General features: G+C 44.9%; 10 protein-coding genes. 7 read left to right on the forward strand and 3 right to left on the reverse strand.

The window, feature by feature from the left end:
* The first annotated feature begins 341 nt into the window (after positions 1 to 341).
* Together acs and E0Z06_RS08235 are read left to right on the forward strand one after the other, a co-directional pair.
* Positions 342 to 2,306 carry an acetate--CoA ligase gene (gene acs, locus E0Z06_RS08230; RefSeq protein WP_132583617.1) on the forward strand — a complete coding sequence of 655 codons (1,965 nt, stop codon included), beginning with the start codon at positions 342 to 344 and terminating at the stop codon, positions 2,304 to 2,306.
* Positions 2,307 to 2,411: 105 nt separating this feature from the next.
* Positions 2,412 to 3,092 (forward strand): response regulator transcription factor, encoded by a 681-nt coding sequence (locus E0Z06_RS08235; RefSeq protein WP_132583619.1) that lies wholly within the window; start codon positions 2,412 to 2,414, stop codon positions 3,090 to 3,092.
* A gap of 10 nt (positions 3,093 to 3,102) precedes the next feature.
* Here E0Z06_RS08235 and E0Z06_RS08240 read toward each other — a convergent pair whose 3' ends face one another.
* A complete protein-coding gene (locus E0Z06_RS08240) occupies positions 3,103 to 6,648 on the reverse strand; it encodes a PAS domain-containing hybrid sensor histidine kinase/response regulator (RefSeq protein ID WP_132583621.1) in 3,546 nt (1,181 codons plus the stop codon).
* Positions 6,649 to 6,820: 172 nt separating this feature from the next.
* On the opposite strand from E0Z06_RS08240, the gene E0Z06_RS08245 reads away from it, so the two are divergent.
* The 5 genes from E0Z06_RS08245 to E0Z06_RS08265 all read left to right on the forward strand — a co-directional run bounded on the left by E0Z06_RS08245 (position 6,821) and on the right by E0Z06_RS08265 (position 12,005).
* Positions 6,821 to 7,084 (forward strand): DUF4212 domain-containing protein, encoded by a 264-nt coding sequence (locus E0Z06_RS08245; RefSeq protein WP_132583623.1) that lies wholly within the window; start codon positions 6,821 to 6,823, stop codon positions 7,082 to 7,084.
* 7 nt (positions 7,085 to 7,091) lie between these two features.
* On the forward strand, positions 7,092 to 8,876 hold the full coding sequence (locus E0Z06_RS08250) for a sodium:solute symporter family protein (protein ID WP_132583625.1): 1,785 nt from the start codon (positions 7,092 to 7,094) through the stop codon (positions 8,874 to 8,876).
* Between the two features lie 52 nt (positions 8,877 to 8,928).
* Entirely contained in the window at positions 8,929 to 9,447 is a 519-nt protein-coding gene (locus tag E0Z06_RS08255; RefSeq protein ID WP_132583627.1) for a hypothetical protein, read from the forward strand.
* Between the two features lie 68 nt (positions 9,448 to 9,515).
* Positions 9,516 to 11,342: a DUF294 nucleotidyltransferase-like domain-containing protein gene (locus E0Z06_RS08260; RefSeq protein ID WP_132583629.1), complete on the forward strand. Its 1,827-nt coding sequence runs from the start codon at positions 9,516 to 9,518 to the stop codon at positions 11,340 to 11,342.
* Entirely contained in the window at positions 11,343 to 12,005 is a 663-nt protein-coding gene (locus tag E0Z06_RS08265) for an exonuclease domain-containing protein (protein ID WP_132583631.1), read from the forward strand.
* Between the two features lie 22 nt (positions 12,006 to 12,027).
* Here E0Z06_RS08265 and E0Z06_RS08270 read toward each other — a convergent pair whose 3' ends face one another.
* Entirely contained in the window at positions 12,028 to 12,534 is a 507-nt protein-coding gene (locus tag E0Z06_RS08270) for a GNAT family N-acetyltransferase (RefSeq protein ID WP_132583633.1), read from the reverse strand.
* A gap of 5 nt (positions 12,535 to 12,539) precedes the next feature.
* Positions 12,540 to 13,100: a sugar O-acetyltransferase gene (locus E0Z06_RS08275; protein ID WP_132583635.1), complete on the reverse strand. Its 561-nt coding sequence runs from the start codon at positions 13,098 to 13,100 to the stop codon at positions 12,540 to 12,542.
* Between the last annotated feature and the right edge of the window lie 28 nt (positions 13,101 to 13,128).

Raw genomic sequence — 13,128 nt, forward strand, 5'->3', positions numbered from 1 at the left:
CAATGCCCGAATTATCTAACGGTAATATTACTGTTGTTATTATGAACTTTTTGGCGCTTTAGTTTAACGTGTTCTTACCCTATTTACACCGTGTGTTTTGCATATAACCACAACCTTAGCTAAGCACCGAGGGTTAGCTAAGGTTGTCGATGATATTTAATAAAGCCTATGCCAACGCGTAACAATTGCGTAATGTGGTGCAAATGAGTGATAAACCGCCAATTAAAATCACAGTTAGCGCCGCAGTAAAACGTTAGCTAGACTAAGGTCTAATTTCAATTGCCACGCGGCTTAGATAGAAAGATAGTATAAAACTTACAACAGCTCTTACAGGGGAAGTTATGTCACATCCAACAGTTTATCCGGTACCCGCTAGTGCAGCGAAACGCTCACATCTTACCAACGAGCAGTATCTGCAAATGTATCAGCAGTCGATTAGCTCGCCAGATACCTTCTGGGCGGAACATGGTAAACGTCTGCATTGGTTTACCCCGTTTACTAAAGTTAAAAACACCAGCTTTAAAAGTGGCAAAGTAAATATTAACTGGTTTAGCGATGGTATGTTAAATGCCAGCTACAACTGCCTTGACCGCCACTTACCTGAACGCGCTAATCAAGTCGCCTACTTTTGGGAAGGCGACTCACCCGATGCACAAAAATCAATTACTTACGCTCAATTACATCAGCAGGTATGTAAGCTAGCCAATGGTATGAAAGCCTTAGGTATTAATAAAGGTGACCGGGTAACAATATACTTACCGATGATTATAGAAGCGACTGTCGCCCTACTCGCTTGCGCTCGTATTGGCGCGGTGCATTCAGTGGTGTTTGCCGGTTTTTCGCCTGATGCCCTTGGTAGCCGTATTGTTGACTGTAATTCAAAACTGGTTATTACTGCCGATCAATCACTACGCGGCAGCCGCGTTACTAATTTAAAACATAATACTGATATGGCCTTGGCGCACCTAGGCCATGACTCGCCAGTTAAAAACGTATTAGTAGTAAAACATGTTGGCAAAAACGTTGATATGCAAGCCGGTGTTGATGGCCGCGACATTTGGTATCACGAATTATTAAATCAGCACAGCGCTGATTGCCCAGCCGAACCCATGTCGGCAGAAGATCCGTTATTTATTTTATATACCTCAGGCTCAACCGGTAACCCTAAGGGCGTGTTGCATACCACTGGCGGTTATATGGTATATGCCTCGATAACGCACCAATATGTATTTGATTACCACGATGGCGATGTGTATTGGTGTGCCGCCGATGTTGGCTGGGTAACCGGCCACACCTACATTGTGTATGGGCCGTTATCGAACGGCGCAACCAGCGTGTTATTTGAAGGTGTGCCTAACTACCCTAGCGTTAAACGCATGGCGCAAATTGTTGATAAGTACAACGTGAACATTCTTTACACTGCCCCTACCGCTATTCGTGCACTGATGGCCTATGGTGATGCGCCGGTAGAAGGTTGCAATTTATCGTCGTTGCAAACACTAGGTAGTGTTGGCGAACCGATCAATCCCGAGGCATGGTATTGGTATCATCAAAAATTTGGTAAGGGTAACTGCCCTATTGTTGATACTTGGTGGCAAACCGAAACCGGCGGCATACTTATTGCGCCACTACCAGGTTGTACTGAATTAAAACCGGGTTCGGCAACACGGCCGTTTTTTGGTGTGCAACCTGGCATTGTGGATAACGACGGTAATGAGGTAACGGGCGAAGGTGAAGGTAACCTAGTTATTAAAGACAGTTGGCCGGGGCAAATGCGCACTATTTTTGGCGACCATGCGCGTTTTGAGCAAACCTATTTTAGTACTTACCCTGGCTTATACTTTACCGGTGATGGCGCCAAACGTGATGCTGATGGCTATTTTTGGCTAACTGGCCGCGTGGATGACGTACTCAACATTTCTGGCCACCGCTTAGGTACTGCTGAAATTGAAAGCTGTTTGGTAGCACACGACGCAGTAGCAGAAGCCGCAGTAGTCGGTTACCCACACGATATTAAAGGCCAAGGGATTTATGTTTATGTAACGCCGCGTGTCGGTGTTGAACCCAGCGATGAGCTAACTAAAGCGTTACGCGATTGGGTGCGTGAAGAAATATCCCCCATTGCCACGCCAGATTTGATCCAGTGGGCGCCAACCGGTTTGCCTAAAACCCGGTCGGGTAAAATTATGCGGCGTATTTTGCGAAAAATTGCCGCAAACGAGCATGACCAATTAGGCGATATTTCAACACTGGCTGATCCGTCAGTAGTAGAAACCTTGATAAATAATCGCTTAAACCGCAAATAAGCTTGCTGAACCTGCGCTTGACACAGCGTGCTCCTACCAGCAGTATAAAGGCCGCAAAAGCGGCCTTTATTATAATAATTACAACAAGCTTAGCTGGAGAAAAAGATGGCAAAACTGATCGTCGCTGACGACCATCCGTTATTTCGCAATGCACTTATCAACGCCATTAGTAGCACCTTTGCCACTAAAGCCACCATTGAAACGGACAGTTTTGACAGTACCTGTATTGCCCTTGAACAACACCCTGACACTGATTTATTACTACTTGATTTGCATATGCCTGGAAACTGCGGTTTTTTAGGTTTAATCCAACTACGTAAAAACTTTCCGTCTTTACCTATTGTGGTGATTTCAGCCAGTGAAGAGCTCGATGTTATTCGCAGAGTAATGGCGTTTGGTGCCTCGGCCTATGTGCCAAAATCAGCCAACCCTGCCGACATTAGCACTGCGTTAAATAGCGTAATGGCTGGCGAGCTATGGGTGCCTGCGGCGTTAAAAAAGCTAGTTTTTGAGCATAATAGTAACGAAGCAGAAGACGATTTAGATCTTGCCGCCAAAGTAGCTCAGTTAACTCAGCAACAGTATAAAGTGCTGTATTACTTAACCGAAGGCTGGCTAAATAAACAAATTGCCTATGATTTACATATTTCTGAAGCCACAGTTAAAGCCCATATTACGGCTATTTTTCGCAAGCTTGGCGTAACTAACCGCACCCAAGTGGTTATTCAAGCACAGCGCTTAACACTAGAGCCGCCAGTAAATAAAGCTATGGCCAGCCCGCATTAACTCGCCGGCCTTAATTATTAGCGCGCTTTAACATTTTTAAATGGTTTAAACTGGCCCTAAGCGCGGCAGGTTTAATGGGTTTAGCTAAAAACATTAAGCCTTGTTGCTTGGCTTTCATCGCCAAACCGGCCTCAGGTGACGCGGAAACTAAAATACCATTCACATTACCCCAAACCAGCTTAACCTTTTCGTATAGCTCTAAGCCGTTAAGGTGCTGGCCTAACTGATAGTCAATGAGCAGTGCATCTGGCGCGGCGTGGTTTCTAGCATAATCGAGTAAGCTTTCTTCATCATAAAAGCAAACCACATTATCAATTTGCCACTGTTGTAGTAATACCGCTAAGGCGGCTAGGTTTGCGGCGTCGTCATCAACACACACCACCGATAAACCGGTTATTGGCCGTTGTATTGTATTACTAGGTAAAGGTAGCTCAGTGCGATTACTCGCAGCGACTAAAGGTAACTGTAAACTAAACATACTGCCTTTGCCCGGCCAAGACGCTACTTTAAGCGGGTGACCTAGTAACTTTGCCATACGGTTAACCACACCCAAGCCCAGCCCTACACCTTGTTGGCCCTTGGCGGTTGCGTCGATACGATAAAAGTCTTCAAAAATACGCTGTAAATCGGGTTCAGAAATACCCGGGCCAGTATCCCATACCTGTATGAGTAATTGGTTACCACGTTTACGCGCGCCTAATAAAATACGGCCTTGCTTGGTATATTTAATTGCGTTAGATAACATGTTTTGCAAAATACGCCGCAAATAAGTTGGATCGGTTTGTGTTTGGCAGTCCACTTTACGTACCACTAAACGCAAGCCCTTTTGCTTCGCTAGTAAACTAAATTCGTCAGCCAATTGCGCTAACAGCTCTTTAAGTGACACAGTTTGCACATCAGGTGACAGCTTACCATCGTCTAGTTTCGCAATTTCTAATAGGGTTGAAATAAGCTCTTCTGACGCTTTAAGTGAGTTATCTAACTGACCAATAATATGCTGTTGCTGCTGGATGTCATTGCTACCGGCTAACGCGGCAGTAAATAAGCGCGCGGCATTAAGTGGTTGCAAAATATCATGGCTGGCTAGCGCTAAAAACCGTGTTTTAGAAGCGTTGGCAACGTCAGCCTCGCCTTTGGCTTGCAGTAATTGCTGCTCGGTTTCGCGGCGCCGTTTTACTTCAGATAACAACTCATGATTAATTTCAGAAATAGTTTGCGTTCGCTCTTGTACCCTATCTTCTAAGTGTTGCTTAGCTTCTGCCAGCGCCAGCACGGCTTTTACATGATCAGAAATATCAGTAAAGCTGGTAACAAAGCCGCCGCCAGGAATAGGGTTGCCGCGCATTTCAATAACCTTGCCATCTGGGCGTACGCGCTGAAATACATGGGCTGTGCCATTTTGCATATGACCAATACGTTTTTGTACATGCTCATCGGCACTGCCTTCGCCGCACAAGCCCCGTTCAGCGTTAAAGCGGACTATATCGGCAACCGGTCGCCCTACTCGCACCATGGCATCGGGGTAGTCAAACATTTCAAGGTAAGCTTTATTCCATGCCACTAAATTAAGATCCCGGTCTACAACACTTACGCCTTGGCTTAAATGCTCTAAGGTAGAAAACAAAATTTTACGCGAGAATTGAATGGCCTGTGTCGTATCGTCAAATAGGGTTACTACGTCTTCTAACCCCAGCTGACGCCCTTCAAGCACTGCATTAACCATGGCCGAGGCTGACGACGCACCGATAACACCCGCAAGTTCACGTTCAACATATTCAACTAAACCGCTACTGGGTAAATCATCTAGTTGCAAGCCTATTTGTTGGCGCCTAGCGTATTCTTGTAAACTTTCATTCGCTCGGCTAACACCAACAAAACGTTCTAACAAAATTTTTAAATCGGCATTACGAATGCGAATACGCCGTGCCACGGTGTCTTGATGATTTACCGGCAAATTGGGTTTAACAAAGGCCACGGCTTGCAGTCGGTCTTGTAAGCTAACGTGACTCAGCAGTGAACCAACAATATAAAACAATAAGTTAAAGCCAAGTGAAAACATTACGCCGTGGCTAAGCATATCCAGTTTGGCGCCAAATAACGCGGTAGGTATCAGTGCCGACCAACCAAATAACCCTGTTTGCATAATATCGCTGTCAACGGCGCCAGTACTTACCAGCTGTGGCAGCATTAGGGTATAAAACCACAAGGCAAAGCCAATACTAATACCAAAGTATACGCCCCAGGCATTACCACGACGCCAGTACAGGCCACCAATAACCGCTGGCGCCAGCTGAATAACTAAAGCAAAAGCTAATAAACCCGTTTCAGCCAGTTCATAATTACGAGCAAACATACGGTAATACAAATACGACAGTGCCATCACCAAAATGATCATCGCGCGGCGGACTAATAAAATCAGTAAGCTGTAATCGTGTGATAACCCTTGGCGCTTACTACGTCGCAGCAAGCTTGGCATAACTACGTCGTTGCTAATCATGGTTGATAGCGCCAGCGTAGCAATAATAATCATTGAGGTAGCAGCAGAAAAGCCACCAATAAACACTAACACACTAAGGGTGTCCCAGCCTGACTTGGCTGGGATCAATAAAACAAAGCTATCGGCAGAATTTAGTGCATCGGGAAATAACTGCATACCGCCAATGGCAATAGGAATAACCATTAACGTAACTAAAAATAAATATAACGAGAACCAGCGCCTAGCATGGCGTAAGTGATGATGTGATACGTTTTCAACAAAGGCAACGTGGAATTGGCGTGGCAGTAAAAACACTGCGACCATCGCTAGTACCGTTTTGGTAATAAACTCTAGCACGCCAAAGTTGCTGTTTTGATGTTGAGCTACGGCATGCGAAGCAAAGCGCTGCAAGATATCGGCACTGTCGCCTAACACAAAGATATACACCGCCATACCTAAGATCATTAAAGCAAACAGCTTAACCACAGATTCAAAGGCAATGGCGACCATTACACCGCGGCTTTGTTCAGTAAGGTGTAGCTTACGGGTACCAAATAAAATGGCAAAAAATGCCATGGCTAACGCGCTTAAAAATGCACTGTCTTGCCACCAGATAGTGCTCTCGCTAGTAAAGTCGCCGCCTAATAATACCTGATACGAGCTAGACACCGCTTTAAGCTGCAACGCAATATAAGGTACTACTACGACCAAACATACTAACGATGCTAATAGCGCAATATTTTTTCGTTTGCCATAACGCGATGAAATAAAATCGGCGACAGAGGTCACGTTTTGCTTTTTTGCTACATACAGCAATTTAAATAAGAACGGTTGAGCGAAAATAAACAGCAGTGCTGGGCCTAAGTAAATAGCAAAGTAGTCCCAGCCTTTAGTAACTGCTGTGCCTACCGCACCGTAGTAGGTCCATGATGTGCAATATACGGCTAACGCTAGGCTATAAATTAAGCCACCATACTTTCGTATTAGTTTGTCATCGGCATGCCTCTCGCCCCAGTTAGCAATAAGGAATAAACCGCCAACATACGCCAATGCTAGTAAAGCAACTACCCAAGCGGCCACAGCACTCTCCGTTTCTTATTATATTAATGCGCTTATTGAATACTTTGGTCTTAATTGCCTAGCTAAGTCAAATAACCTTAACCAGCTTCGACTAAAGTCGGGCTTTCACTTGCCTTAACTACTGCTAGATTAACGTTGCGAGATAAAAATAACAAAGAAAAGGAGTGTATTTATGAACGAGCACGATCGCAACGCGGCGGCTTATTGGTCAGCGAACCTTCGCCTGATCATTGGCAGCCTAATTATCTGGGCTTTAGTGTCCTACGGTGGCGGTATTTTATTCCGGCCATGGTTAACAGACATTCGAGTAGGCGGCACCGATCTTGGCTTCTGGTTTGCGCAACAGGGGTCTATTTTAACCTTTATCGTTTTAATCTTCTTCTATGCTTGGAGAATGAATAAGCTCGATAAAGAATTTGGCTTAAACGAGGAGTAAACCCGTCATGAGTCAATTTGCAATCAATCTTATTTTTGTCGGCAGCTCGTTCGCGCTCTATATTGCTATTGCAATTTGGGCTCGTGCCGGGTCAACCAAAGAGTTTTATGTTGCCGGCGGCGGTGTAAACCCGGTAATGAACGGTATGGCAACCGCAGCTGACTGGATGTCAGCGGCATCGTTTATTTCTATGGCCGGCATTATTGCTGCTGGTGGTTATGCAACCTCAAGCTACCTAATGGGCTGGACCGGTGGCTATGTGCTGCTTGCCATGTTACTCGCACCCTATTTACGTAAGTTTGGTAAATTTACCGTACCAGAGTTTATTGGCGATCGGTTTTACAGTAAAAACGCACGTTTTGTTGCGGTAGCCTGTTTAATTATTGCCTCAGTAACCTATGTTATCGGGCAGATGACCGGTGCGGGTGTGGCCTTTTCTCGCTTCTTAGAAGTAGAAAGCGATACAGGGCTTATTATTGCTGGCATAGTGGTGTTTTTGTACGCGGTATTAGGCGGCATGAAAGGCATTACTTATACCCAGGTAGCACAATATGTCGTACTAATTATTGCCTACACTATTCCGGCCGTATTTATTTCACTGCAACTAACAGGTAATTTTTTACCGCCACTGGGTTTATTTTCTAACCACCTTGAATCAGGTATGCCACTGTTACACAAGCTAGACTTGGTAGTACGTGAACTTGGCTTTGCCGATTACACTGCCGATGTGCCTAACAAGCTAAATATGGTGTTATTTACCTTATCATTGATGATTGGTACGGCTGGTTTACCTCACGTTATTATCCGCTTTTTCACTGTGCCTAAGGTATCAGACGCGCGTTGGTCTGCCGGCTGGGCATTAGTGTTTATTGCACTGTTGTACTTAACTGCACCAGCAGTGGCATCCATGGCGCGGTTAAACTTGTTAACCACCATTTATCCATCAGGTGAAGTAACCAACCCCATTGATTACGCGCATCGCCCGGATTGGGTGAAAAACTGGGAACAAACTGGCTTAATTACCTTTGAAGATAAAAATGGTGATGGCCTGATCCAGTTATATAACGACCAATCAGAAAGCTATAAGCAGGTAGCAACAGAACGGGGTTGGAAAGGTAACGAACTTACCGTAAACAACGATATTCTGGTATTAGCTAACCCTGAAATTGCTAACTTACCCAGTTGGGTTATAGGCTTAATTGCAGCCGGTGGTTTAGCTGCGGCATTATCTACTGCTGCAGGTTTGCTGTTGGCAATATCGTCAGCAATTAGCCATGACTTAATAAAGGGCTCAATTAACCCTAATATTAGTGAAAAGAACGAGTTACGTGCTGCACGTATCTCCATGGCGGTAGCTATAGTCGTCGCCACCTGGCTAGGCATGAACCCACCCGGGTTTGCGGCACAGGTGGTAGCTCTAGCCTTTGGTATTGCTGCAGCATCAATATTCCCAGCGTTAATGATGGGTATATTCTCCAAGCGGGTAAATAATAAAGGTGCCATTGCCGGTATGTTGGCAGGGTTATTGTCAACCATGGTATATATCTTCTTATACTTAGGCTGGTTCTTTATTCCGGGTACCGCCGCCTTTGCTAATACACCAGAAAACTGGTTATTGGGTTCTATGGGTTATGGTATTTCCCCGCTATCGTTTGGTGCTATAGGTGCAATGATTAACTTTATCGTTGCCTTTGCCGTATCGTCAGTAACGGCAGCACCGCCAAAACACATTCAAGAACTGGTTGAAAGTGTTCGTTACCCTAAAGGTGCCGGTGTAGCCACGGGTCACTAAACATGATTAAACGGGCTTTCATGGTGAAGGCCCGTCTTTTTAGGAAATAGCGATGTTTTGGGAATTAATTGCCACCATATTTGCCGGTTTAGGTGCAGCAGGTATTGCATTATTACTGCGTAAACTTAGCCGTAACCGTGCGCCGCGTTGGTTGGTGCCGGTATTTGCTGGTGCAGCCATGCTTGGCTTTCAAATTCAAGGTGAATATAGCTGGTATCAATATCAAGCACAGCGTTTACCCAGTGGCGTGGTGGTGGTTAAAGCGATACAGCAACAAACACCATGGCGGCCTTGGAGTTACCTGTATCCACAAACACTACGTTTTATCGCCGCGGACATTGCTAATGCGTCAGCCAATACTAAAAACCCCGATGTAAAATTGGTTGATCTGTATTTTTTTGAACGCCGTGCTATGGCGCGACGAGTGCCGGTAGTACTGCATTGCACTAAGCATGCTAGAGCCGATTTTAATCAACAACTCGACATCCCACTTTCTGATGCGCCGTTAAACGGTCAGTGGCAACAGCTGGATGCCGACGATGCGCTAATTAGCGCCGTCTGTGCTAGTTAAAAAATGCTAGTTAAACGATATTAGCTAAGCTTTGCTAATTCACCCTGCTTGTTTTTGCCGGAGCCCAAATGGAAGTTGCTGATGTTAGCCGTTTTCTTGCTGAAACCACCCCCTTTGATCAACTAAGCGACAGCGAACTTAGCCAATTATCGGCGCAAATTAATGTGTTTTACTGCCAAGCTCAAGGCAAGGTACGCATCGATTCTGACCGTTTACTTATAGTGCGTACCGGCATATTTTCACTGTATAGCGATCAGCAGCAGTTACTCACTAAGCTACAAAGCGGTGACTTTTACGGTTATCAACAACTGCTTACTGGCTTAGTGGATAATGACACGCTTTTATGTGAAGAAGATGGCTTAATTTATTATCTAGACGCTAAGGCTTTTCATCAATGTCGTTATCAGTACAAAAATATTGATATCTTCTTTCAGCGTTTATTTAGCCGACGTTTACACCAATACCGAGATCAACAACAAAACACCCGCTTTACGCTTAAAATTAGCGATATTATACAACAACATAAAATTGCTATTGCGCCAGAAAAAACCGTACAAGACGCTGCCAAACTGATGTCTGATAGCCGAGTATCATCATTATTAGTTGAAGAAAAAGACAAACTGGTGGGCATTATAACCGATCGTGATTTGCGTAATCGTGTGTTAGCAGAAGGCTTACCGGCCAGTACTCAGGTTGGTCATGTTATGACCCGTCAACCACACAGTATTGATCGTCATGCCTACTTGTATGAAGCTGTACAGCAAATGAGCCAGCATAATATTCATCATTTGCCAGTACTAGAACATGGTGTGTGCTGCGCTATGATCAGTGCCACCGACATTATTCGTAGCCAGCAAGATCATCCGGTTTATCTGATTGGTGAAATTCATCGGCAGCAGAGTGTTGCTGGTTTAGAGCGTTGTAGCCAACAAATAGCCGCACTTGCCATTACGTTGAACAAACAACAAGTGCCAGCGCATGAAGCTGGACATGTTATCACCACTATTACCGACGCCCTTACCCAGCGGTTAATTTATTTAGCTAAACAGCAATTAGGCGAACCACCTTGTGTGTTTAGCTGGTTAGCCTTTGGTTCACAAGCCAGAATGGATCAAAGCTTAAACGCCGATCAAGACAATGCATTGTTACTCGAAAAAGAACCGATTGGTGCGGTTGAAGATTACTTTTCTGCTTTAGCCGAATTTGTTTGTCATGGCCTTGCTCAGTGCGGTATTACGTTGTGCCCCGGCAATATTATGGCCACTAATCCTGAACTACGCTTAAGCTTAAAAGGTTGGTCGGGCCGTTTTACACGCTGGATCGCCACACCAACGCCGGAGGCAATTTTAAAATCGAGTATCTTTTTTGATCTTCGAGTAATCGATGGCAGCAAAGGCTTATTTAATGCCTTACAACAAGATATTTTACAGCGCACCACTGGTGCACCGCTATTTTTATATCATTTAGCTCAAGCCGCCCTGCAGCGCACGGCACCTCTTGGTTTGTTTAAAAACTTTATTTTAGAGCAAGACGGAAAATATAAAAAAGGCTTAGATTTAAAAAAGCGCGGTATCAGCTTACTCACCGATTTAGTACGGGTATATGCCCTATCGGCCGGCATTACTGAAGTAAACACCCGGCGCCGACTACAACAACTGGCCGCACAGGGTATTATTGATAGTAAGGATAGCCAAAACATTAACGATGCCTTTGATTTAATGGCGCAGTTACGCTGGGAAAAACACCAACGCGATCTGATGCAAGGCCATGATGTAAGCAACTTGCTTGATCCAGTGGATATGTCAGGTTTAGCGCGGCATCAGTTAAAAGATGGCTTTGCGGTAATTAACGAAGCGCAAGGGCGTTTAAAGCAGCGCTTTTGTCGAGATATGTAAATGATCAATTGGTGGTGGCGACAAAAAAACCTAACCGACAATGTCGTTACAGGCTTTGCTAGCACCGTATTGCCAGCGGGCAATAGTCTAGTTGAACAGAGTAACTTTCTCGCGTTAGATTTAGAATTAACCGGCCTAAACCCAAGCAAAGACTATATTGTTAGCATTGGTTGGGTGCCAATACGTCAACAAGAAATTGTATTAGCAGAGGCTAAACACTATTTAATAAATAGCCCAATAAGTGTCGGCCAAAGCGCTATTTATCATGGCCTGCATGATAACCAACTAAAACAGGGTATTGACATAAAAACGGTATTAACCGAACTATTACGCCAATATGCAGGTTATGTATTTGTTGCCCACCACAGTAAATTAGATGAACAGTTTTTGCGGGTAGCCTGTAAACGCAGTTTTGGTAAAGCGCCGCGCTTTAAATTTGTTGATACCATGCAAGTAGAATGGCAGCGCCTATTACGCCAAGGTAAGGTAGTAAAGCATGATGCATTAAAGCTATCTAGCTGCTTACAGCGCCATGGTTTGCCAGTTATGCCTAATCATCACGCACTTGAAGACGCATACAGCTGTGCGCTGTTACTACTTAGCCAGCTAAGGCTTGGCGGCAATAATATGACCTTAGCTGACTTATATTTATTGTCGCGTTAAAAGCGTTATTTTAACCCTAACCTTATATTAAAGGCTTTTGCATATATACCGCCTGTTGGCCAGTATAGCTGTGCAGCGCTTGCTGGCCCTGATCACTTGTTACCGCTACTGTGCTAAACCCATTCCGTTGCCAATACGGCACCGCTCCCTGCACGGCAACTAAAGCTAAATTGGTTAGTCCACGCTCAGCAGCAAAGCGCAGCGCTTGTTGTAATAATTGTTGCGCCAAGCCTAAACCTCTAGCACGGTTGTCTACCGCCATATCATGTAAATACAGCGTATTAGCATTAACAACTTGTTTAAAGGGGCTTCCTAACGGCGCAATGTCGCCAATCATCGCGGGATAACTTAATAAGTACGCCAATACGTGTTTAGCATTACTTTCAGCTAACCAGCAGCTCTGCGGTTGTGCAGCTAAGCGTTGGTTTAACAGCTCAGGCGCCTCAAACAGTGCATCGCTGTAACAGCTGTCTTGAATGGTTATTACTGCGGGTAAATCAGCCGGCGTTATTAATCGAATGGTTGTCACGTGTACTACTCTGTAATTAATTTAATAACCTTGCAGGGGTTACCTGCGGCAACTACACCGGGCGGAATATCTTTACTCACAACGCTACCCGCCGCAATTACGCTGCCAGCACCAATAGTTACGCCGGGTAAAATAATGGCACCACCGCCTAGCCAAACGTCATCGCCAATAACGACCGGTAAGGCTTGTTCCAGTAAAGTACGCCGTTTTATTGGCTCTAACGGATGGTTTACCGTATAAATTTGTACTGCTGGGCCAAAAAATACATTATTACCGATATGCACCGGCGCGACATCCAACACCACGCAATTAAAATTAAAAAACACTTTATTGCCCGCGTGAATGTTATAGCCGTAGTCGCAAAAAAACGGGGGTTCAATATAGAAATGTTTACCGGTGTCGGGCAACCAGTGACTTAATAGGCTTCGCCGCAGTACCGCATCGTCAGGCGAACTTTGGTTAAATTGGTGTTGATAACGCCTCGCTAGCGCACGTTCAGCAACTAAGGCTTTATCTAACGGGTTATACCACTGCCCTGCTAACATTTTTTGCTTTTCTGTTGGCATAGATGGCTCCCAAACAGTTTATTTCAGC

The sequence above is a fragment of the Rheinheimera sp. D18 genome, assembly GCF_004345025.1.
GTDB classification, from domain to species: domain Bacteria; phylum Pseudomonadota; class Gammaproteobacteria; order Enterobacterales; family Alteromonadaceae; genus Alishewanella; species Alishewanella metallidurans.